This window comes from Flavisolibacter ginsengisoli DSM 18119 (genome assembly GCF_900129295.1).
GTDB lineage: Bacteria > Bacteroidota > Bacteroidia > Chitinophagales > Chitinophagaceae > Flavisolibacter > Flavisolibacter ginsengisoli.
The window spans coordinates 71,636-94,516 of record NZ_FQUU01000018.1 but is presented as its reverse complement, the minus strand read 5'-3'; the positions used below and the strand labels follow the sequence as shown (position 1 = coordinate 94,516).

The 22,881-nt window shown below is 42.4% G+C and carries 19 protein-coding genes and 1 rRNA gene; 11 read left to right on the top strand and 9 right to left on the bottom strand.

Annotation, left to right across the window (positions count from 1 at the left end; genetic code table 11):
* The 9 genes from BUA53_RS17450 to BUA53_RS17410 all read right to left on the bottom strand — a co-directional run.
* A 16S ribosomal RNA gene (locus BUA53_RS17450) occupies positions 1-721 on the bottom strand; the annotation flags it as partial.
* A gap of 674 nt (positions 722-1,395) precedes the next feature.
* Positions 1,396-1,638, bottom strand: a complete 243-nt coding sequence (locus tag BUA53_RS17445) for a hypothetical protein (RefSeq protein WP_072836678.1) — start codon at positions 1,636-1,638, stop codon at positions 1,396-1,398.
* A 403-nt stretch (positions 1,639-2,041) separates the two neighbouring features.
* On the bottom strand, positions 2,042-2,713 hold the full coding sequence (locus BUA53_RS17440; RefSeq protein WP_072836677.1) for an AcvB/VirJ family lysyl-phosphatidylglycerol hydrolase: 672 nt from the start codon (positions 2,711-2,713) through the stop codon (positions 2,042-2,044).
* Entirely contained in the window at positions 2,710-5,298 is a 2,589-nt protein-coding gene (locus tag BUA53_RS17435; protein WP_245793202.1) for a phosphatidylglycerol lysyltransferase domain-containing protein, read from the bottom strand. The genes BUA53_RS17440 and BUA53_RS17435 overlap by 4 nt, the downstream gene beginning before the upstream one ends.
* 80 nt (positions 5,299-5,378) lie before the next feature.
* Entirely contained in the window at positions 5,379-5,780 is a 402-nt protein-coding gene (locus tag BUA53_RS17430) for a hypothetical protein (protein ID WP_072836675.1), read from the bottom strand.
* A gap of 29 nt (positions 5,781-5,809) precedes the next feature.
* A complete protein-coding gene (locus BUA53_RS17425) occupies positions 5,810-6,469 on the bottom strand; it encodes a hypothetical protein (RefSeq protein ID WP_072836674.1) in 660 nt (219 codons plus the stop codon).
* Between the two features lie 109 nt (positions 6,470-6,578).
* Positions 6,579-8,783 (bottom strand): response regulator, encoded by a 2,205-nt coding sequence (locus tag BUA53_RS17420; RefSeq protein WP_072836673.1) that lies wholly within the window; start codon positions 8,781-8,783, stop codon positions 6,579-6,581.
* Positions 8,784-8,815: 32 nt separating this feature from the next.
* Positions 8,816-9,016 (bottom strand): hypothetical protein, encoded by a 201-nt coding sequence (locus tag BUA53_RS17415; RefSeq protein ID WP_139256477.1) that lies wholly within the window; start codon positions 9,014-9,016, stop codon positions 8,816-8,818.
* A 223-nt stretch (positions 9,017-9,239) separates the two neighbouring features.
* A complete protein-coding gene (locus tag BUA53_RS17410) occupies positions 9,240-9,935 on the bottom strand; it encodes a LytR/AlgR family response regulator transcription factor (protein ID WP_072836671.1) in 696 nt (231 codons plus the stop codon).
* A gap of 161 nt (positions 9,936-10,096) precedes the next feature.
* Here BUA53_RS17410 and BUA53_RS17405 point away from each other — a divergent pair, with 161 nt between their 5' ends.
* The 11 genes from BUA53_RS17405 (at position 10,097) to BUA53_RS17355 (ending at position 22,612) form a co-directional block, all read left to right on the top strand.
* Positions 10,097-10,546: a hypothetical protein gene (locus tag BUA53_RS17405; protein WP_072836670.1), complete on the top strand. Its 450-nt coding sequence runs from the start codon at positions 10,097-10,099 to the stop codon at positions 10,544-10,546.
* Positions 10,547-10,973: 427 nt separating this feature from the next.
* Complete coding sequence (locus BUA53_RS17400; protein ID WP_072836669.1) at positions 10,974-11,645, top strand: hypothetical protein; 672 nt, start codon at positions 10,974-10,976, stop codon at positions 11,643-11,645.
* A gap of 348 nt (positions 11,646-11,993) precedes the next feature.
* Complete coding sequence (locus BUA53_RS17395; RefSeq protein ID WP_072836668.1) at positions 11,994-12,809, top strand: LamG domain-containing protein; 816 nt, start codon at positions 11,994-11,996, stop codon at positions 12,807-12,809.
* 222 nt (positions 12,810-13,031) lie between these two features.
* The gene (locus BUA53_RS17390; RefSeq protein ID WP_072836667.1) at positions 13,032-13,565 is read left to right on the top strand and encodes a hypothetical protein; all 534 of its coding nucleotides are present in this window, start codon (positions 13,032-13,034) and stop codon (positions 13,563-13,565) included.
* Positions 13,566-13,694: 129 nt separating this feature from the next.
* On the top strand, positions 13,695-14,414 hold the full coding sequence (locus tag BUA53_RS17385) for a hypothetical protein (RefSeq protein WP_072836666.1): 720 nt from the start codon (positions 13,695-13,697) through the stop codon (positions 14,412-14,414).
* A 182-nt stretch (positions 14,415-14,596) separates the two neighbouring features.
* Positions 14,597-15,277, top strand: coding sequence for an alkylmercury lyase family protein (locus tag BUA53_RS17380; RefSeq protein ID WP_072836665.1), 681 nt, complete (start codon positions 14,597-14,599; stop codon positions 15,275-15,277).
* Between the two features lie 96 nt (positions 15,278-15,373).
* Entirely contained in the window at positions 15,374-17,044 is a 1,671-nt protein-coding gene (locus BUA53_RS17375) for an amidase (RefSeq protein WP_072836664.1), read from the top strand.
* Between the two features lie 210 nt (positions 17,045-17,254).
* Positions 17,255-19,558: a GH92 family glycosyl hydrolase gene (locus BUA53_RS17370; RefSeq protein ID WP_072836663.1), complete on the top strand. Its 2,304-nt coding sequence runs from the start codon at positions 17,255-17,257 to the stop codon at positions 19,556-19,558.
* A gap of 67 nt (positions 19,559-19,625) precedes the next feature.
* A complete protein-coding gene (locus tag BUA53_RS17365) occupies positions 19,626-19,979 on the top strand; it encodes a nuclear transport factor 2 family protein (RefSeq protein WP_072836662.1) in 354 nt (117 codons plus the stop codon).
* A 90-nt stretch (positions 19,980-20,069) separates the two neighbouring features.
* Positions 20,070-20,678, top strand: a complete 609-nt coding sequence (locus BUA53_RS17360; RefSeq protein WP_072836661.1) for a hydrolase — start codon at positions 20,070-20,072, stop codon at positions 20,676-20,678.
* Positions 20,679-20,908: 230 nt separating this feature from the next.
* Complete coding sequence (locus tag BUA53_RS17355) at positions 20,909-22,612, top strand: PKD domain-containing protein (protein ID WP_072836660.1); 1,704 nt, start codon at positions 20,909-20,911, stop codon at positions 22,610-22,612.
* The last annotated feature ends 269 nt before the right edge of the window (positions 22,613-22,881 follow it).

Sequence of the window (22,881 nt, the reverse complement as noted above, 5' to 3'; positions counted from 1 at the left end):
TTGGTGTTCTATGTCATATCTAAGCATTTCACCGCTACATGACATATTCCGCTCACCTCCACGGTATTCAAGATAGATAGTATCAACGGCAGTTTCCGAGTTAAGCTCGAAGATTTCACCACTGACTTACCTACCCTCCTACGCACCCTTTAAACCCAGTGAATCCGGATAACGCTTGCACCCTCCGTATTACCGCGGCTGCTGGCACGGAGTTAGCCGGTGCTTATTCTTATGGTACCGTCAATCGGGAAAGAATTCCCGGGTTTCGTCCCATATAAAAGAAGTTTACAATCCAGAGGACCTTCATCCTTCACGCGGCATGGCTGGTTCAGACTTGCGTCCATTGACCAATATTCCTTACTGCTGCCTCCCGTAGGAGTCGGGCCCGTGTCTCAGTGCCCGTGTGACTGGTCGTGCTCTCACACCAGTTACTGATCGCAGGCTTGGTGGGCCGTTACCCTCACCAACTACCTAATCAGGCGCACGCCCATCCAAAACCGCCGGAGCTATACTATTAAAGTGATGCCACTCCAATAGGTTACGAGGTATTAATCCGGGTTTCCCCGGGCTATTCCCCAGTTTTGGGTAGGTTGCGTACGTGTTCCGCACCCGTTTGCCGGTCGCCAGCAACTGTATTGCTACAGTCCTGCTGCCCCTCGACTTGCATGTATTAAGCCTGCCGCTAGCGTTCATCCTGAGCCAGGATCAAACTCTCCATTGTAAATGAGTTTTGATACTGACTATTAAATTCTCAAATTTTGAAAAATTAACGAGTCAATTTCGAATTTTATTCGCTTGACTTACCTTTTGAGTTGCAGATCCCTCACAAAAGAGACCTGCGCTTGCTGTTGCTTCCAAACTTTCAAAGAACTTGCTTACCCCTACTACCCCCGAAAGAATAATATAGGAAAACTTCTGCCAGATGATAAGAAATCGAATCTTATAAGGCCCTATCGCCTCACCTGTTTTTTACCTTTTCGAAGAACTTTCCAACCGTGCTTTTTTCGATTGGGAGTGCAAATGTACACGCTTTTCTTACCCTGCCAAATTTATTTTCCTTTTTATTTTATTTTAACAATTATCTCCTCAAGCGATTGAGATATAATAAGATATCTCATTTACTTCCAGAATCTTCGATTCTTGTTCAATGAAAGGGTTTTTATGACATTTATAAAAACTGAAAGATTAATTAGTAACTACCTGTTCTAATAACACCCCCGGCACTATTAAATTGTAAAAAAACTTGCTAATTATTGCTCGCCTCATGCCAGGTCTGATCCAATCATCCTTGCCAGGATTTCCCGAGCCTTAAAACATCCAGAAAATAAAGAACAATACCGGACTTCACCTTCACAAGCTAATAATGTCTCCAAAAAAAGACAAATGGCTGAGCCACTAACTTTCTGTTTTGGAGGGCTGGCTTCCAGGTTGCAATTCTCCCGGAACATTTAATTTCAAAAGATCCAGGTGGGGTTCTTTCTTGTGTATAATAGAAGCCAGCCTGGTTACAATCTTACGCTGGTCGGATACTGCCTCCCAGCTTTCGCCGGACAGCAACCTCTTGTTCAGGCTTTCCAACTCAGTATTATACAGATCTAATAAGGACACTAAGTCCAGGTGAGAAAGATCCTTTTCCATGATAGCGGCATTCGGTTACGGCCAGGAATTCAGCAAAAATTATTCCGAAATCAATACCAGCAAAGGTTTCCCTGGAAAGCAAAACAATGAAAAAAGCCCCCTGGAGGGCTCTTTTCGTTTTTAGGTTCTCATAGAGAAGATACGGTTTGTTCCGGCTGGCAAGAACCGGTTCAATATGTTTAATCAGGCTAATAATAAATCCTATTCAAGCGTACTCTTCTTTAAAAGCAAGTTTATGATAAAGGCTTGAAGTTCATGACAAATATTTTAACCCATTACATAAAAACCCTTAATAACGCTCAACAAATTGATCATCCACAAGGCACCTGTCGCATGAAAAATGTTGTTGACTGTTACCTATGAAGGGATGGTATTACTGGAGATTCACTCCCCGGTAACCTGTTTAATGTAAGAACTGAAGCATGGTCCTGGCTACCAGGTCCGGGTGTCCATCAAAATGGTGACCCCCAGGAATGACCTCGTTGGTGTAATTCTTCAACGTGATACTGGCGACAGGAAACTGGCGCTCTTCACTACCCATTATGGTTACTGTTTTGGTTTCACCCATATGGTTGATAGCCTGGGGCACATCCATACTTCTTTTACGGCCTTCAATAAACATGTCCGCAACATGTATTTCAAGGTCCGTTGAAGCTGAAGGTGACAATAATAAAACAGTAAGTAATTTTTGTCTCAGCGCTAGTGGTAACGCATTTACAATAAAGGGAACTGCATCTGCTCCAAAAGAATAGCCAGCTAATACCAGCTTTACATTTGGTCTTTGTGATAGCTGCCCTTCCAGGTAAGCTGCGATGAGCTCAGCGGCTTGTTGGGGAGATTTTTTGTTCCAGAAAAAACCATTTGCATCCAGGGCCGCCACTGTATAGCCTGCCTGGTGAATGTCCTTGCAAAGATCAGCAAAGAAATGGCGTACGCCACCATCGCCGCTAATGAAGAATACAAAAGGCTTTTCACCAGAAGCAGTCCATTGTTTTACAGGGAGTGGTTCCTGTTGTGCAAACAACCTTCCCGCCAAACTGCTTATTATGATAAAAAAGGAAACTATCTTTTTCATGGTTTCATTACTGTATTTAATGCAAGGGGTAATTGAACAAGGTCTATTTCATTCTCAAATACCAGGTACTTGTTCTCCCATAAGGTTGCATATTTATTTTTGAATTCCCGTAAACCTTTGTAATGCTGGAAGCGTTTAATCCTGGCAGCAGCCATTTTAATAAGATGCTCACCTATGTTACCAGGCTGGTCGACCCCGGTCATGGGAACCAGGCCCAGGTTTAGCCATAATTTATTGTTTTCCCTGGCATATTCAATCAGCCTGATTACCAGCGCATCCATAGCAGCCGCCGGCGCATCAGCTGTTTTTCGTATCAGGTCGTATGTACATTCATCTTCTGCATAGTCAGGGATAATGTTCAGGAATGCCTTTACCTTTCCTTCCGCATCCTTTAGGCAAATAATATCCTGCTTTTGCAATTCCCTGGCATCGAAAATGCCCTGGGCAAACAACATCTCCACTTTATGATAGTGCTCAAGCCATTCATCCGAAACCGTGTGTAACTCTTTTAAGAAGGAGGCCTCATGAGGTGGATGATGAAGGGAAACCCTGAACCCTTTTTTCTCCAGGCTATTCAACCCATTGCGCAAGGATTTCTGCTCCCTGCCCTCAAGCGTAAATTGCCTTACCTCAAGTAGAGCCTCCTGGCCTATTTTCAATTTATACTTTTTCAGTTCATCAAACCATGGCATGCTATGCTCATCTACCCTGTAAAATGCAGTCTTCAATCCCATTTTCCTGCAATGCTGGTCAAACTCCCTTAGCACAGCGATCTTGTTTTGTTCAGCACAAACAGGTTCTTCCAGCACAATGGCAAAACCCCGGGCAATACGATAGGCAATAAAGGCTTCACATATACCTGAAAAGAAATACAACTTGTCCTTATAGAGCTTAAAATAATCAATGGCAGAATCGCCAAACCGGTTTAATAAATAAGCTGCACGCTCCTTATTGGATAGGGAATGTGCAGTTGTATGCATGGTTGGTTTTAGCAGGGCGAACACCAGGAAACCCCAGGTAAGAAAACCCAGGCTGCGGATCAGCCAGATAAATTCCCTTCCAAACCAGGTTACAGGGTGAAGGGAAGTATCCTCCACCAATAAAAAACTTTTTAAGCTATGCACTATAGCCTGTTGCCAACTGAAATCCAGTGCAAAATGCCGTTTATCAATAAAATAAAAGCTAATAAATGTAAAAAGCAGCACACTGGCAAAACTGGTAGCTGCTGTTTTAACGCCCAGTTGCGACCAGTATTTTCCTGTACGCAACTGGTAGGAAGCCGAAGTGGCGATCAATACCAGTAGCGTAATAGTGGCCAGTATTGATTCTTCATAGTCAAGGGCCTTGGTCACATGTCCTATGATTGATAATACTGTCAGGCTGAGAGCGATGACCCATGCGGCCCTGAACCCTCTTAACAGGTACGAAGCTGTTACCAACAAAGAAAGGCCAACTAAGAATACCAACAGGCGTGAAGCATGTATAGCGCCCAGGGGCAGGTATTCCCTCAATGCAACGAGGCGCGAGGTCAACGGTGGCGTAATCACTGAAATGATATTGACTATTCCCAAAAAAAAGGTAAGAACGGCCGGTGCAAGGCGAAGGAATAACCTCCTGCCCTTCCAGGCAAATGCCAGCAGCCCACCCAGCAAGGGTAACCAGAATTCAAAAACGCGAAATAGTATGGCAATAGACAGAGCCTGTATGGCAGTATAGCCAAATATTTGCAACACATAAACCATTGCCAATTCAACGGCACCAAGGCCCCTGAGGAAGGGAGAAATGATCATCAGTAGTACTGCTATGATATAGCCCGTGGCTGCAGCCAGCAACGAAGCCGGCACACCCAGGGCAAGCATGGCCACATACACATTAAGCATGCACAAGGCTTCCACCGCAAGGGAATACAATACTGCATGGGCTAATGGTTTGCTTTTAATTTCACCCTCTACAAGTTCCCTGAAAAGCGGTGCCTGTGATGGTAATTTAGAAGTGGCCCAATGGTATAAACGGCCCTTTGTCTTAAAAGAATAAAGAGCCTTTGCAAGGCCTGCTAATAAAACAAAGAGCGCCAAAAGGCCTATGGCTGCATGGTGGAAGATGTGGGCATGTAAAAGGGTAAATAGCACCACAGGCAAGCCAGCGATAAATACGGTCATCAAGCCTATCAATCCAAACAAGGCGCTTGCCTCGAATACCAGTGCTTTGCTGAATCCGGGCTTTCGCACCTGTGCCGGAGAATAGGCCAGCGAGCTTATTCCGCCGGCTGGCAAAAAAACACTTACAAGATTCCTTTTTAAGAAGAGTTGAATGGCATTTCCAAATGGCAGATCCAAACCAACGGCGGCAAAGCTTTTCCTGTATATTCCTGCCTGCGCAGCTATGTAAAGAATGGTAACAAAAATCCCCGCAAGCTCCCAGCCATGGTTGGCAAGTTGCAGTCGGGGAATGATAGTATGTAATTCCTTTCGCTCACTGCGAAAAAAAACAATGGCCAATAGCAGCACCAGTATCGCCAGTAATTCCCTGTGGTAATTCTTTAGTGCATCCAGGGATGTCTTGTTTCCCTGCCCCTTTTTCATCATTTGAAATTTTATGATGGGCAATGAAACCTGCATTGCCCTGTAGTAAACCTACAGGGCTAGACCAAATGCAGGTGTCAAAACTAACTGTGCTTTTTGTTCTCTTTGAAACGCATGTCTGCAGAACCATCCTTTTTCACATGGACAGTGGTCTTTGCCTTCTTGTTGGCCGCATAGCGCATATCCGGGGTACCGTCTTTTTTAACAACAGTGGTGCTTGTAGTTGCCGGGGCTGTTGTTTTTTCCTTGATCTTCACCTTGGTAGTGGTAGCCTTTCCTTTTACAGGAGTTGCAGCAGTAGTGCCTACAGTTGTAGGTTTGCTGGCAGCAGGCATAGTAACAACTGGTGCAGTTTGCTTACTAGTTGATTTTTTTACCACCTGCATTTTTGGGGCGTCTTTCTTTTGTGCAGCAGTTGTGGTCTGTGCATAGCTGGCAGCACTGAAACCTATTATAGCAAGAGCTGCGAAGAGTAGTTTTTTCATTGTTTGTTTTTTAAGTGTTTGAAAAATTATTAATTATCATGATCATTGAAAGCATGTAAAAACAAAGGCAGTTTGAACTGAAGCTCACAGTTGTCAAACTGTATATCATAAAGGAATAGTTTAATATTCCATTGTTGCTGGTAAAGACCTACTTTCTCTCCTATCGTATCTATTACCAATAATCCCGAGCATAAACTCCTGGAAAACTCATCGCTAATAATTCCTTTTAGGTTACAAACTGTTCCATTTATCTGTGGATCCTCCAGGTCTAAAGTACAGGCAGGTAATATGGAGGCACTGATCTTCAAGCGTTCAGCATCCGGCCTGTACCTATGTAACTGGCATTGCTGGTTAAAAGCCATGATGAATGTATAAAAGCCTTCCAACAAAAGGTCTCCTTTTTCAAAATCAATTACAACATTCAACAAGGGACGCTGGTCAACCTGTTGGTCCGGGTAATTTTCTTCTGATACAGCCAGCGCTGAAGAAGAAACCGAATAATGAAATTGCCGGAGCCTGTTTGAATTTGCCATGACCTTTGTTTGACCTATGTAAGCTACGCCAGGCACCGTAGGGTAAAAAGAGGCAGTCGATGGTTGGGCAAAAGCTATCGATGGCGGGGCAAAATCAAAAACAGATACTGGGAAAATACCTTGTAAGGGAATATTCGCCAATTGGTTATCCAGCATTCAGCTACGTTGAATGGTTACAGTTATAAACCTGTTAAAAGAAAGGTGAAGTAATAAAAATATAATCCATTTCATGGCAGGATAAAATAGTTGTATTCAATCTTAAATGCTAACTATCATTAAGACTAGCTAAAAAATGCCGGGCTTCTACAATAGCCATACGGCCTACTGAAATTATAGTATCAATTGTTTCCCCTTGGATATGTTGGCCATTATTCAAATTTTCCACCAGGTCAAGGTCTGCGCCCAGGAGATTGTTCAATCCCATTACACTAATGGTAGTCTTCATATTATGCGCCACCCTTTTCAGGGCATCATTATTTTTTGCTCGCCAGGCTTGCTCCAGGTCCTGCAATTCTACAGGCATGGCTTCAAGGAACTGTCCTGTTACTGCCTTTTCATATTCACTATTGCCTGCACTGATTTCTTTCATATAATCCAGGTTGATGTATTGATATACACCAGGTGCCTTTCTTGAAACAACAGCTCCAGCAGCAATAGGATTATATACAGGTATAAATCTTTGAATCAACTGCAAAAGATTTTCTTCACGAACCGGTTTGGAAATGTATTCATCCATTCCCAAACCCAGGCATTTTTCACGCTCTCCACTCAACGCATGCGCCGTCATAGCAATAATGGGCGTATCAATTTTCAATACCTTCCTGATCTCTGTTGTTGCGGTATAGCCATCCATGACCGGCATTTGAATATCCATCAATATGAGGTCATATTTCCGGGCACGTAATAATGTAATGGCTTCTTTGCCATTTTGCGCCAGGTCAAAAGATAATTGCCATTGTTTAAAAAGCTGCTGCAACAAAGATTGATTGACCTGGTTATCTTCCACCACCAGTATATGAACATGGTGAAAGGTATCGTATGTCGTCTCTCCTGGCTGGGATATGCGTGTTAGTGCCGGTGGTGTCTCCCCCGACAATTTAAATGGTACCTGCAGGTGAAAACTGGTGCCCTTTCCTTCCTCGCTTCCCACCTCTATATGTCCATGCATAAGTGTTACCAGGTCCTTCACAATAGCCAGTCCCAAACCACTCCCCCCATAGTTGCGTGTTACAGAATCTTCGGCCTGTTGAAAACGGTTAAATATGGCTGTTAGTTTATCCTTAGCTATACCTATGCCGGTGTCGCTCACCATAATACCCAATTTCACGCCTTCCTCGGAAACACCCTCGTTGGATACGGATATCCTTACAGCACCCTTATCCGTAAACTTGATGGCATTACCCACCAGGTTCACCAGTATTTGGGTCAGGTGCGTAGCATCACCTTCCAGCACCTGCGGTACATCTCCTGCTATATCTGTTGTAAGCATTATGTTTTTCCCCGCAGCTTTTTCACTAAACAGTGATTCGACAGATTGAAATAACTCTTCAACATGAAATACTACTGTCTCTATCCGCATCATACCGGCTTCAATCTTCGACAGGTCTAAAATATCATTGATCACAGAAAGCAAATTCTCACCCGAGCGTTGTATGATGCCTACATATTCTTTTGATTCAGTGTCCAGCGCCCTTCTTTCCAGTAAATGCGTAAAGCCTATGATGGCATTCATAGGCGTCCTGATCTCATGGCTCATATTGGCCAAAAAGTTCTCCTTCACCCTTGCAGCTTCCCTTTCTTTCTTTTCAGAAATATGCAACTGGTCAATTAACTGGTACTGATTACGAATGATATTAATGATGTACCAGAACAAAGCAGCACCCGTTACCAATACCAGTACGATGAGTAAAGTTCCAAACCGCTGGGCATCCTTACCGCTCTTATCCAGCGAACCTGTTATGTTGGACAACAGGCTTTGCCTGATGGTGATGATCTTTTGAATGACCTGCAGTATTGAATCCGTAAGTCTTTTCCCCCGCTGGGTAGCGATTATCTTTTCAGCTGTGGCCTTACCAGCCACATTAAATGAATCAACGATCTGGTTATTGAAGAGCAATTTCTGACGCACCAGGTGATCCAGTTGGTCAATGTATTCTATGGAGCTGTCATCATCACTTATCTTTTGCAACCTGTCAAGATCTGATTCCACCCTGGCAATCTGCGTTTCCAGTCCTTCTATATACGAAGTATCGCTGGTAGTGACCGTTCCCCTGATCTTGTTTTCAACGGATAGTATATCTTCCTCCAGTTCCTGCAACTGGCTTTTCACCGTCAGCTCGTGTAATAATTTTTCATTGCCGCCTACCAGTTGCCTGATATTTTTGGCGGAATTGTATTGAATGAAGATGACCAGGAGATTGCCGGCAATGAAAGCAGCCAATATATAAAAGATGATGCGCTTGCCTGTCATTACTGCTTGTGTTAAGGCTAATTTAGAGCATTTTACCGAGCTGATTTAGAAGGAAGCTTTAAATAGTGCACCAGTACAAGTATGAGTATCGCAATGCAGGCCAGCAGGGCAATGCTAAGCAGCATAAATAATTCAACACTCATGCCTCCATCTGACAGGTGCAGGAACAAATAAGCAACAGTGATGAGCATCATTGTATCTGCAAAAAATAATATGGTATACAAAATTTTCATGTTGTAAAACAAGCCCTGGTTAAGACCAGGGCTGTAACCAAACCAAAACATAAACCGATTCCTGCGATAGCAGAAAGAACACATGTTGATCATCGAAAATCCACAGCATTGCTGTTTTTAATTCGATGCACTATTAAAATTAGAAAGCAGGATAAGAAGCCAGAATCCCTAAAAGACAGTAAAGGAAAAGCAGTCGCTAAATGGGAAAAAGCAGTCGGTAACTTTAAAGCACATTCATCCTTTTGTTAAGTGCGGCCCTGTAGGCATCAGCCACTGGCACCGGCTTTCCGTTAATGATGAGGGTACCCTCCTGGATGGTATCGATCTTATCTATGGCAGCTATAAAGGAACGATGCACTCTTAAAAATCGCGAGGAGGGTAAGCGTTGTTCCACTTCCTTCATGGTGGCATGGATAGCAAAATATTTTTGAGCAGTATGCAGTTTTACATAATCACCCATTGCTTCCACATATAAAATATCTGAAAGTTTCAATCTTCTAACAATATTGCTATCCCTGATAAAAATAAATTCCTCATCGGATAGCTTTACCTGTTCCGAATTACATTGAAGCATTTCTCTGGCCTTATCTATTGCCTGCAGAAACCGGCCCGGGGTAATTGGTTTTACTATATAATCAGCCACATTCAGGTCAAATGCCTCAGCTGCATATTCCTTTTTTGACGTTGTGAAAATTATGATTGGCCTTTCCGCCTGTAAATTCCGGGTGAGTTCTATGCCCGTCATTCCCGGCATTTCAATATCCAGTAATAAAAGGTCAACCGGTTTTTCACGTAGCACGTTATAAGCTTCCATGGCAGAAGCGCATTCACCACTCAATTGCAGGTCACTTACCTGGCTCACAAGTTGCTTCAATGTAGTGCGGGCAATTATATTATCATCAACGATCAGGCATTTCATGCAATAAAATTAAATAAGGTTCTACTACATGTACCTGTTTTAAGTTTTTAAAAAAACAATCTCTTCATTTCCATTCATCCCAACCAGGTGCCGCCATTAATAAAATTCTAGAAAGGGTTTATGGAATAAAATGGTTGAGGCATCTCATTACAAAACCAATTATGAAGAAAAAAATTATGTCTCTCACAGTAGTTCTGTTTTCAGCAGGAATGGTTATGGCACAGCAACAAGGCAAAAAACTCCCACCACCGCCTCCACCACCGCCTGTACCTGGTGTTAATTTCAGTGCACCACCTCCGCCGCCACCAGTAGTAGTTCAGGCAGATATGGCAGAACCTCCTGCCCCACCTCCTGCACCTCCAACTCCTCCCGCAAAGGTTGATAAATTATCCTCTGGCGCTTACGAGGCTTTCTTGCACCGCAACCCGCAAGTAGAAGGCCTTGGCTGGTCGGATGAAGGAAAAACACTTCGTGTGCAACTAAAAAATGGCAGCGAAGAAACATACAACCTTGACAAAAAAGAACAAGCAGCAAAAGCAAGGCTTCGTTATGGTAAACTGCCAGCACCACCGCCACCGCCGCCTGCGCCAGTTCTCCCTGGAAATGACTAAAAGAAGGGAAGGCAAATTAAAAAAATAGGGAGTCAAGTTGTCAGACTATGATGGTACTCATTAGAAATCCTATATATAGCTATCGGCGGGGTGCTGACTCCAACTGAACAATGGTCCATTGGATGTTTATCTATGTTACAATTCTATCTGTTTAATTGAAACACTTCAGCATACCCTATTCTTATTCATCAGTTAGATATATCTCCTTTATAGCTCCTTCCTATGTACTGTATAGGAAAGGTATAGATACTCCGTACTGGTACGGAGTATCCATACCGTAGATAGGGAGTAGATAGGGCGAAGCTATACCTTTGATATATAGTAACCAGGAATACGGATAGGGATAGCTGTGGATAAATATCGAAGAAGGGATACATCTAAAATACTAATTATTTTAGTATTTTGTGTATCTAAATCCAATCCTATTATGGCCAGGCAGATAAGTTCTATTAAAGCAATCGGCACCATCCAGGGCATTAATTTTTACCAGGAAGAAGATGATTACCTGGCCAGGGAAAAACCAGGTGTAGATAGCAAACGATTCTTCTCTGACGCTGCTTTTGCAGGCTCCAGGGCCAGTTCTTCACGCTTTGGAAGGGCCAATACCTTGTGGTCACTGGTTTACCGTTATGTACTGCCTGGCTACAAATGCAAGACACTCGCTTCACTTTGCCGAAAGCAAGGCCTTGCCCTTGTTCATGAACGCATACAAGAGGAAGATGTACTGCGCAGGCTGCATAGCTATTTACACTCCCTGCATTGCATGGCCATCAGTGCCGCAGATTTTGAGTTGAGCATACCAGCCTTACTAAGGGAAGCAGATGCCAGGACAAATAGTAAATTGAAGAAGCCAAAGAAACGGAAGAAAGAAAATCTGACCATCATTATCAGCGAACCACCCACAGCAGAGGATAAGGAATATCTTACCCATGAGGAGCATGATTTTGATTGGGATATAGTTTTTGCAGGAAGTTTTTATAAGGACTACGAGATTCCCATTTGTTTAGCTGGCAGGGTAAGGGATAATTTCAGGGGGTTAAAAACAGTACTGCTAAAGCCAAAAGAAAAGATCGTGGATGAATGGGTGAAATTAGAATAGCAGGTGTGGTGACAGGGGCGCATAATGGCACTATTGAAAGTTGAATAAGAAAGAAAGCGAGAAAGAATAACAACTCACAACATGCATGTTTATGTAATATTAGCTGAAGAACATAAATGCTCTTCTCTATCTGTAATCATTGTAAGCAAGTTTATGCAATAAGAAAATCGAATTGTAGAACATTAATGAAGCGAGAGAATATAAGAGATCACTTCTTTACAAATACTTTTGCAAATAGCGGAAGGGTGGAAAAATTGAAAAGGTAGCATGTCATTAAATATTTATAGATATATTTAAATTTTAAATTGAATTTTCTAAGTCTTTGACACCAAAACCTACCCATTGAATATGCAAAAAGTTATTTATAGTCTTTATGGCACCCTACTTTTTATACTATTGCTTTCAACCCAGATAGGCGTTTCTTCTTGTACAAAGGAAATTACTAAACAAGACACGGTTTGGAAGTCCGATATAATCGGGAAGCATATTAATGATAGTTTATGGGGATACTATCCAATTGAGGGTAATACCAGCGATGCAAGTGGTAATAACCATGCTTTAACGCTAAAGAACGGCGCATCACTCAGCTATGACATACATGGCAATGATCTGAGCGCGCTTGACTTCAATGGATATGAGAATTATGCTTCTATTGCAGACGGTGCACTTTTCCCTAGTGCAACCGCTTTTTCAGTTTCTCTGACTGTTATGCCCAGGGAAAACAGAGGATTGTTTTTTGGTAAGCAGGATTACAACACAGGCAAGGCGGCATCGTTTAATGTTGGAATTGATAATGTGATAAATGGGGATGTAGCACGTTTTTCTATTACTACTAACCAGGATCAAATCTGTGACCAAATTCCCGCAAATGGATATTTGTTATCGAATCCCAGGGTGTTTCATCCTTTTGCCTGGTATCATGTTATTATAACCTTTAACAATGGCACTATGAAACTCTATATAAATGGCAGCCTGGTTAATAGCCAAACAATAGATATTCATACCATTAATCATTGTGTGAATGGACAGTTTATCCTTGCAAATTGGTGGTCAGGTGACCATAATGGATTCAACGGAAAAATGGACGATATTCGAATCTATACACGAACCTTATCTGATATTGAGGTCAAGTACCTGTTTGATAAATGTTCTATAAATCCTTAATAAACATATTTCCAGAACTTAGATAGAAAGCTATCAAACACTCTTGATATAACTGAACATAAAATACTCCGCTAAAACATTAAACGGAGTAGGTGAAATGCCTAGAAGAAAAGCACCGGTACATAATCAGTGTATAAATATTGCAAGATTATCAAATACCAATAATACACAAAGGTTGGTTTCAGTGCTATCACAATATTCATTAAAATCAAGTTTAAATAGTTGGCACCTTTAACACAGAAGGATATTGACTATATTGATTCAAACTTCAAATGGCCGCTTCAGTATGATGACATCTGGAACAGGTATGTGGTTATGCTCTTTCCTGCATTTTTATTGTTCCTTGGACTCATTATTCCAATAGAAATAGGGCTGACAAAATTTAGTGCTTCCTGGGCTATTCTACTTTTGGGCTTTGCAGTATATTTTATCATTTACCATAGCAAACGAATTGAAGCGGAAAGAAAATTCTATTCAATTCCTGTAACCTCCTTTCAACTCACCAACATTGAGGAGTATTTAAAGCAACTCAAATGGACAATACTAGAAAAGAATAGTTCTTATATTTCTGCAAGGACACCAACTTCACTTACGTCATGGGGAGAAAACATTACTATTCTATTCAGGGAAAATGAACTCTTGTTCAATTCCAGGCCAGATGCACAACCCAATACCTACAAAAGAGATTGTGTAAACTTCGAGGCATTGTACAACTTATTAAATAATGATGCAAAGCAGTTAACTGACCGTTTGTAAAATAGCGGCTTGAATGTTAATTTGGCCAACAAATGGTATTTGACAACAAAGAAAAAATGCAGCGAAAGGAACACGGCGCCTACCGATTCACAAAAGCTTTAGAAATTAACGACCTGCTTAAATAATCCAGTGGACGATCAATTAAAACTTTTAATCTCAGTTTACGAAGAAGAGAAAATCAGGCTTCAAAAACTTATTGACGCGTGCATAGCAGAAACAGAATATTTAATGGCTCATTACCATTCAGAGGCTTTGCATCAATTAAATGGAAGACTTCAAACGTTGAATAATATTGAGGATAAGCTATATGATGAAAAGGAATCCAGGCAAAGATGGATCCATGGCTTGCAAAAGCAAATTGAGGTTGAAAGCTTAACCAATATGAAGGAGTATTTAGAAAAAAGGCTACAACATGAAAAGGAGGCATTAGAAAGACTAAATCAAACTCCAAAACAGGCTACACTTCCAGGTCATGAAACCCTGCTTGACGAAACGCTTAAAAAGCTCGTAGACAAGAAGATTAAAAATCTAAGGTTGGTTCTAAAAAAGACTGACAATTTATTCTTAAGCATTAGCTATTCGAAGAAGGTACTAAAACTTACGTTGCCATATGTTAAACAGCATACGAAAAAATGGATTCTTAATGAGGATCACATAAATGCTTTTAAAAATATGGGCTTCGAATTAGCTGAATCTGAAACCAAACTTTGTTTGACACTTTCAGGTGATAAAGAAGACCTCTTAAACAGGGTGCAACTAATTCTATCAAAAATAGTATTTGAAATATTCTACTTTAAAGAGTTTGCGAATGAGAGTTACATTCAATTTGCAGACAAATCAAGCCGCTAAGAAATGAATTTTCAAAAGCCGGGTTGACAGAAGCTATTCTTCATCAGTTGCAATAACATCTACTTTGAAACAGAAAAATAAATTCATTACTTTGATATAACAATTACCTAATGTACTGCCAGGTCTTTCTTCAACAATGCATTCAGCGTTGAATCAAGTTCAAAGAACTCAAAGATGTAAAAATGGTAACAAATTCAAATCTTCATTATCATATAATCAAAGGGATTATTGAAAATGGTTTTGCAACAACTATTGACCAACTGGCTGACACGCTTAATGCAGGCAAACAGGAAGTAATTAAAGGTTTATACGAATTACAAGAGTATCACGGTGTTGTTTTACACCCTAAAGAACCAAAGGTTTGGGTGATACATCCTTTTTCATTAGCGCCGACTAATTTTTTCGTGAGATCAGAAAAAGGAGAATGGTGGGGGAATTGTGCCTGGTGTTCATTAGGTATAGCAGCACTTCTTAAAGAAGACTTGAAAATAACAACAACAATTGGAGGGGAAACCAAACAGATTGAAATTAATATTTTGAACGGAGCAGTTCAAGAAAAAAATCTTTTCGTGCATTTTCCAATATCAATGAAAAAGGCCTGGGATAATGTGATATACACTTGTAGTAATATGCTGGTTTTTGAAAACGAAGAACAAGTAAATAGCTGGACAAGGAAACATAATATTCCAAAAGGTGATATCCAGCCCATTGAGAAAATTTGGGACTTCTCAAAAAGATGGTACGGCAACCATTTAAACCCCGAATGGACAAAGTGGACTGTTGACGATGCGAAGCGTATATTTAAAGAATTCCAACTTGAAGGTGAAATATGGAATCCTGGCGATTCAAAAGAAAGATTTTGAAGGGGCCAAAAAAAATGCTGCTGCTTACATTACCAATAACCACTTAGTTTTTAATTCCAAATTAAGAGTGATCCTATAAATCTGTAATTTGTATGTATGCAAAATGTATACAGGCTGATCAAAACTATTGTTTGCTTTACTTCACTTTTGGTGCTTACACCATCTATCCGTGCGCAAGAGATTTCGGTGAGCGAAATTATTAATACAGAAAAAATGTACGACCTGCATTTTACAGCCGCCAAAAGAGATTCTATGTTGAATCAACTGAAGGCCAACCTGAAGCTCTATCAATACCTGCATGGATTTAATTTACCCAATAGTGTGCCCCTGTCCAACTGGTTTGACCCGGTATTGCCGGCAATGACTTTCAATACAAAACAACAAGCCATTACCTGGAATATTCCTGAACGTTTGGCAATGCCTGCTGATACCAACCAGCTTGCGTTTTATACCATTCCCCAGTTGGCATCGTTGCTCAGGCATCATAAAACTACTTCCGTTCAGTTAACCCGGTTCTTTATCAACCGGTTGAAGAAATATGGCGATACCCTCCATTGTGTGATCAGTCTTACGGAAGAAATAGCCATTGAACAAGCCAAAAAGGCTGATGCTGCCTTTGCCAAAGGCATTTATAAAAGTCCACTGCAGGGCATACCCTATGGGTTGAAAGACCTGTTTGCTGTGAAGGGCACCCGCACCACGTATGGCACGCCCCCTTTTAAAGACCAGGTGATAGAGGAAGATGCCTTCGTGTACCAGCAACTGGAAAAGGCCGGCGCTGTATTAATTGCTAAACTATCTATGGGCGAGCTGGCGATGGACGATATATGGTTTGGCGGGCAGACTAAAAACCCCTGGAACTTACAACAGGGTTCCAACGGATCCTCTGCGGGTTCGGCATCGGCAACCGTTGCAGGCCTGGTACCATTTGCTATTGGTACAGAAACCTACGGCTCTATAGTAGCGCCTTCTGCTGTATGTGGAGCCACCGGCTTGCGGCCAACATTTGGCAGTGTGGCCCGAACCGGTGGTATGAACCTTGCCTGGACCTCAGACCGTATTGGCCCGATCTGCCGCAACGCAGAAGATGCCGCCCTTGTTTTTGCGTTTATACATGGCAGTGATACATATGATCGTGCCTCACGTACAATGCCTTTTAATTATACAGGTACTGTGGATCTTAAAAACATTAAGGTGGCGTATGCGAAAAACTATATTGACACCTTACCCGGCAACAGCGCAGAAAAAGCTGTTATTAAAACTTTAAAGGATGCAGGCGTGCAGGTTACAGCTATCGACTTCCCATCCAACCTGCATACGAATGACCTGCTTACAACCATCTGGGCTGCAGAAGCAGCTGCCGCCTTTGATCCCCTCACAAGATCAGGTAAGGATAGCCTGATGGTGCAGCAATGGCAAAGCCGCTACCCGAACATGCTGAGAAGTGCACGGTTTATACCGGCGGTTGAATACCTTACCGTATGCCGGTTGCGGTACATGGTGATGCAGCAGGCCTTTCCCTTATTGAGCAAATACGATATTATCATTGTGCCCAGCATGGCCGATGAGCCCATGGCGCTGACCTGTCTTACCGGCAATCCCTGTATCACATTACCGGCCGGTAACGCTGCTGCGGGTAATGCACCACCCAGCATTACTCTCATAGGTGGTAAATTATACAGTGAGGCAGTAATAGCTGCGTTCGCTAAAAAGTTTCAGCAGATGACAACTTACCATCAGCAGCACCCGCCTATGTTTTCAAATTAATAACAGTTACCTAAAATGGTTTGATACTAAAAAAGATTTACCTCTGATAAAAGCACCGGAAAATAGCTGCACCATTTATTGTTGCTTCTAACCTGGAAAGAGGCATAGTTACTTTGAAGCAATCCTTATAAAGTAGTAGCGTGGGAGCATATTATCAGTATTTTCGCCAGTCTTCTTAGAAAACCCGCTGGTTGACGAAAATCTGAATAAATGAAACCCTATCAAAATTACCTGGTCACTCTCCTCATTATTCTTGGTTCTTTTTTAGAACTGCCTGCGCAAACGGTAAATAAAAAAGTTACCAGTTATGTAAACCCGTTTATTGGAACGGCCGCAGTTGATAAAAAAAGTTTGCCGGGCTGCACCTTTCCCGGTGCTACCATGCCCTTTGGTTTTGTGCAATTGAGTCCTGATACCAAACATGAAGTAAATCGACCCTGCTCCGGGTACGATTATAATGATAATACAATCGTTGGCTTTAGCCATACACACCTAAACGGTACCGGCATCGCCGACCTGCTGGATGTGTTAATCATGCCTATAACCGGCGATGTAAAAAAAGCTGCTGATTATAAAGACAGTGCATCAAGAGATTTTCGTTCCGCTTTTAGCCACAGCCAGGAACAGGCAAGGCCTGGTTATTACCAGGTGAAACTGACCGACTATAATGTAAATGCCGAATTAACAGCCACGGAACATGCAGGTTTTCATCGTTACACCTTTCCACAAAGTGCCGGGGCAGGTTTTGTCATAGACATGGATCACAGCCGCCTGAAAGGAACCGGCAACAGGTCAGCAAAGATCATCTCTGCGGAAATAAGAATTGTTGATAACAGGACCATTGAAGGCTATCGTGTTTTGACCGGTTGGGCCAAGATGCGCCGCGTCTATTTCAGGGCCGAATTCTCCCAACCTTTCACCTCCAATATCCTGATTGATGGTAAACGTGTTTATGAGAACAAACCGCTAGTGATGGGGGCTGAGGGCATTAAGGCGATTTTCAATTTCGCATCCACTGCCAATGAACAGGTATTGGTTAAAGTTGGCCTGTCTGCCATAAGCGTTGCCAATGCTAAGGAAAATTTAGCTGCAGAAATTCCCGGGTGGAATTTTGACCAGGTAGTTGTCCATGCAGAAAACGCCTGGGAAAAAGAACTAAAGCAAATTCAAATTGAAGGCACTGATAAACAGAAACGCATTTTTTATACAGGCCTGTATCATGCCTTTATCCAGCCAAACAATACGGCTGATGTAAATGGCGATTATCCTGCTGCTGATTATACCACCGGCCGTGCCGCCGATAAAATTCATTATTCTACTTTTTCCTTATGGGATACTTACCGGGCTGCACACCCGCTGTACACAATTGTACAACCCGGGCGAACGGCAGGTTTTATCAACAGCATGATCCGGCACTATGATAGTTATGGCATTTTGCCCATCTGGTCTTTGTGGGGTGTGGAAACCTATTGCATGATCGGCAATCATGCCATTCCTGTTATTGTTGATGCGGCACTAAAAGGAATAAAGGGTTTTGATGTGAACAAAGCCTATGAAGCTATTAAAGGATCTTCTACCCGGGACCATATTCAATCACCCTTTGGCATATATGATAAGTACGGCTATATGCCCGAAGACCTGCAATCGCAGTCGGTTTCCATAACCCTGGAAACGGCTTACAATGATTGGTGTGTGGCACAACTGGCAAAGAAGTTGGGCAAGAAGGATGATTATGATTTCTTTATTAAACGTTCCGGTAACTACAGGAATTTATTTGAAACGGGTACAGGTTTCTTCAGGGCAAAGGACAAGGATGGTAAATGGATGGAGCCCTTTGACCCCTTGCAATACGGTGGAAATGGTGGCCAGCCTTACACCGAAGGCAATGCCTGGCAGTACTTATGGTATGTACCGCATAATGTGCCGGACTTTATGAACCTGATGGGAGGCAAAAAAGCATTTGTAAACAAGCTGGATGAATTTTTCACATTGGTGGATACGGTGAAACGAAAGAATGGAAATGCTTCCGGTTTTATTGGGCAATATGCACATGGAAATGAACCCAGTCACCATGCCGCTTATTTATATGATTATGCAGGCGAACCGTGGAAGACACAGTTTTATGTAAATAAAGTATTGAATGAGTTATATGATGATCAACCTGCAGGATATTCGGGCAATGAAGATTGCGGCCAGATGTCTTCCTGGTATATTTTCAGTGCCATGGGTTTTTACCCTGTGAATCCTGCCAATGGTATCTATGCTATTGGTTCTCCCCTCTTAAGCAAGGCGACCATTGATCTGCACAACGGCAAAAAATTCAGGGTGCTGGTGAAGAATGCTTCCAAAGAGAATATTTATATACAATCCATGAAGATGAATGGAAAGGCGTATACAAAGACCTATATCACCCACCAGGATATCCTTAATGGGTCGTCGGTGGAATTTACCATGGGCCCGGAGCCCAATAAAACCTGGGGAGTGCATACGCCACCGCCAGTTGAAAGCTGGTAGCATTAACCTGAAAGCTTTATCGCTGAATGTCATACTGACCAACCACTAACTTTGAAAGAAATACTTTATGGCCTCCCCGTACGAAGCGTTAATCAGGAAAGCCTATGCAGCCTTCAATGCAAGAGATATTGATAAGGCGCTTTCAACCATGCACCCGGAAGTTCAATGGCCAAAAGCATTTGAAGGGGGTTATGCGAATGGACAGAACGAAATAAGGGAATATTGGACCAGGCAATGGACAGAAATAAATCTCAATGTGGAACCTGTGGCAATTAACGAAAGGCCAAACGGAACTTTAGAAGTTATAGTTCATCAAAATGTTAAGGATATACAAGGCAATAAGATTTTTGACGGGACTGTAAAACATATTTACACTTTACAGGACGGCTTGTTAAAGCGAATGGATATTGAACCCGAATAGACATTTAAAATGATATTCTTTTAGTTTGGCAAGGAGCCTGGCCAAACCCTGGTTTGTATTTTTCATTATCCTACTCTCTATCTTTAATCCATGGAAACAATTCAACCGCTGGGCAGGACAAGCTTTGGCAATGAGGCCAATAAAGGAAACGTTTTATCCAAAGAAGAAGCACTGGACCTTTTATACAGTTGGGTACCGAATGAACGTTTACGGCTTCACATGAAACAGGTGGCTGGCGTGATGCAGGCATGGGCCCTGGAAAAAGAAGGCTTACCGGAAACTGAAGCCTATAAATGGTGGCTGGCCGGATTGCTTCATGATGCGGATTGGGAAAAATACCCCAATGACCATTGCAGGATCATCATTGAAGAACTGGAAAAAAGAAATATCGATCCTTCCGTTATCCAATGTATTGCATCTCATGGTCCCCGGCATTTTGGCGTAGAACCTCAAAGCACTATGGATAAAATGATCTATGCCATCGACGAGCTATCAGGCTTTATTCATGCGGCTGCACTGATACGTCCCAACCGCTATGAAGGCATGGATGTAAAAAGCATTCAAAAGAAATTGAAGACCCCTTCTTTCGCCGCCCAGGTGAGCAGGGAAGATATTACTGACGCTGTTAACAAGGCCGGGATAGCATTGGAGGACCTGGTAAAATTTGTTATTGAAAAACAGAAGGATATTAATATATAAAATGTAAGATTGAATAGGTAAGTAAACGACAGTCTTACTTCAACACTTGCTTTTTTAAAACGGGCTTCTTCCCTTGTCAACATGTCAACCTTTCAACTTTTCAACTATATTTAAAACTCATCAACAGGGAATTGAACAAATAGTAGAAACTTTGTTAAACCATTGCACCGGTATCCTGTCCTAACATTTCGCTGGATCTTGTAGGATTAGCATCTCCTTAAAAACTATTTATGAGATCTTTTTACCTGCTATTGGCAGCTTTAAGCAGTTTCCTATTTACCAAAGCCCAGGATATTGCCAACTTCACCATTGCCATTGGCACCAACCGCACCATCACTATTAATAATACTTCCCAGTTCAGCAGCAGCGCTAACAGGAAGGCCTTTTGGAATTTTGGAGATGGCACAGGAGCTGTTACCGCTGCTTCATCGGGTACCCGGCACAGTTATGCCGCCAATGGTTTGTATAAAGTTTGCCTGCTGATCTATGCCTATACCGGGGAACATGATTCGATGGCAACGGCAGACCATTGCCAGGAAGTGCGTATATCGGAAACAACCAGCGATTGCAAGGCAGGGTTTGAAGTGGGCAACACAAACGACTCGCTTACCAAACTGTTTGTAGTCCAGGTCTATACTTCCGGAGACCACAGGCCGGAACTGGTCTGCTGGAATTTTGGCGATCATACGGATACCTGTATTCAATACAACCCAGCATCGCCACATAATTACGCGGTGTACCATCATTATAAAGAAAAAGGAAGCTATACTGTTTGTGTCAAGGTTCAATACCAGGGAGGCTGCAAGGCAGAATATTGCCACGAGGTAAAGGTGTCCAAAGAAGATAGCTGCCGCATAGAATACAAAACAGAAAAAATAGCTTCCAACAGGCTTGCACTACAGTTCATAGCGCAACCTGTAAATAGTACCGACAAGAAGCCTGTTCGTTTTTGCTGGAAGTTTGGCGATGGAAAAGATACCTGTATTGAATATACACAGGGAACAGACAAACCATTTACCGTTTCACATGCTTATGCACATGCCGGCAATTATGAAGCCTGTGTTGCCGTATTGTTTGATGGAGGTTGCGAGGCAAGGTATTGCCACCAGGTAACGATAGCTGAATTACCACCGCCTCCTTCCCATGATTGCTCTGTTGGTATTCATATAGTGGCATCCAATGGTAAGGAACAAAAGTTTTCCGCAGAAGTGATGAACAGTAAAGTTCCATTGAAGATCTGCTGGAACTTTGGCGATGGCCGTGACACCTGTATTTACCCCGACCACCCCACCAGGGAAGGCCAGTTGGCCATGGTTCATGGATATCCTGGACCGGGACGTTACGAGCTTTGTGTTAAGCTATGGTATGATGGGGGGTGCATGGCAGAAAAATGCCGTGTTATTGAAATTGCAGGACAGGAGGCAGATGTTTGTGGTGGCTATATGTCCATATCAACTGTGGGAATAAAAAAGGCACTCTTCAAAGGTTTTAGCGTTACCAATCCTTCCGATCATCCCATCAGCTGGAGATGGAATTTTGGTGATGGACATTCCGGTGGCGGGCAGGTGACCACACATGAATATGATGCGCCCGGCAATTACCGGGTATGCCTTACCATTCTTACAGACCAGGGATGTGAGACACGAACCTGTAAAACAATTACCGTGCATGCAGACAGCGCTGGCCCCATCATGCAATTGTCGCCCAACCCGGTGGAAACCATTTTACATGTGCTTTACCAATCTACCAAAGAGCAGGAAGTAAGGGTACTTATATTCAACTCCAATGGGGTGCTGGTAAAATCCTGGGTGAAAAATGTGATTCCCGGCGTCAATACCTGGAGTCTTGATCTTAGCGCTCTGCCAGCCGGTATTTATTCATTGGTGGTACAGGCTGGGAACAAGGTGGTGAGTGCAGCGTTTACCAAACACTAGTGTTTGTTTCTGGTTTATTGTTTATTGTTTCTTGTTCATTAGATTAAAAAGGAACTATCATATGCAACCATTCTTTGGTCAATTGTCAATTGAACTTAGGAAGAAGAACATTTTGCTATCCTGACAATTATAAACAATACCCATCTTAGTACCCTGGAAAATTGTCTCTGTGCATCTCTGTGCCTCCCTGCCACTGTGGCTCCCTTGTTCACGACTACGAACTCTTGACTAATCTCCTTATCAACCCGTCAACTTTTCAACTTATCAAC

Excerpts from the sequence above, each read along its gene's own strand:
- BUA53_RS17400 (WP_072836669.1), top strand. The coding sequence starts at position 10,974 with ATGGCCAGGCAGATAAGTTCTATTAAAGCAATCGGCACCATCCAGGGC.
- BUA53_RS17360 (WP_072836661.1), top strand. The coding sequence starts at position 20,070 with ATGGAAACAATTCAACCGCTGGGCAGGACAAGCTTTGGCAATGAGGCC.
- BUA53_RS17405 (WP_072836670.1), top strand. The coding sequence starts at position 10,097 with ATGAAGAAAAAAATTATGTCTCTCACAGTAGTTCTGTTTTCAGCAGGA.
- BUA53_RS17375 (WP_072836664.1), top strand. The coding sequence starts at position 15,374 with ATGCAAAATGTATACAGGCTGATCAAAACTATTGTTTGCTTTACTTCA.
- BUA53_RS17420 (WP_072836673.1), bottom strand. The coding sequence starts at position 8,783 with ATGACAGGCAAGCGCATCATCTTTTATATATTGGCTGCTTTCATTGCC.
- BUA53_RS17380 (WP_072836665.1), top strand. The coding sequence starts at position 14,597 with ATGGTAACAAATTCAAATCTTCATTATCATATAATCAAAGGGATTATT.
- BUA53_RS17445 (WP_072836678.1), bottom strand. The coding sequence starts at position 1,638 with ATGGAAAAGGATCTTTCTCACCTGGACTTAGTGTCCTTATTAGATCTG.
- BUA53_RS17435 (WP_245793202.1), bottom strand. The coding sequence starts at position 5,298 with ATGATGAAAAAGGGGCAGGGAAACAAGACATCCCTGGATGCACTAAAG.
- BUA53_RS17410 (WP_072836671.1), bottom strand. The coding sequence starts at position 9,935 with ATGAAATGCCTGATCGTTGATGATAATATAATTGCCCGCACTACATTG.
- BUA53_RS17415 (WP_139256477.1), bottom strand. The coding sequence starts at position 9,016 with ATGAAAATTTTGTATACCATATTATTTTTTGCAGATACAATGATGCTC.
- BUA53_RS17355 (WP_072836660.1), top strand. The coding sequence starts at position 20,909 with ATGAGATCTTTTTACCTGCTATTGGCAGCTTTAAGCAGTTTCCTATTT.
- BUA53_RS17430 (WP_072836675.1), bottom strand. The coding sequence starts at position 5,780 with ATGAAAAAACTACTCTTCGCAGCTCTTGCTATAATAGGTTTCAGTGCT.
- BUA53_RS17365 (WP_072836662.1), top strand. The coding sequence starts at position 19,626 with ATGGCCTCCCCGTACGAAGCGTTAATCAGGAAAGCCTATGCAGCCTTC.
- BUA53_RS17370 (WP_072836663.1), top strand. The coding sequence starts at position 17,255 with ATGAAACCCTATCAAAATTACCTGGTCACTCTCCTCATTATTCTTGGT.
- BUA53_RS17395 (WP_072836668.1), top strand. The coding sequence starts at position 11,994 with ATGCAAAAAGTTATTTATAGTCTTTATGGCACCCTACTTTTTATACTA.
- BUA53_RS17440 (WP_072836677.1), bottom strand. The coding sequence starts at position 2,713 with ATGAAAAAGATAGTTTCCTTTTTTATCATAATAAGCAGTTTGGCGGGA.
- BUA53_RS17425 (WP_072836674.1), bottom strand. The coding sequence starts at position 6,469 with ATGCTGGATAACCAATTGGCGAATATTCCCTTACAAGGTATTTTCCCA.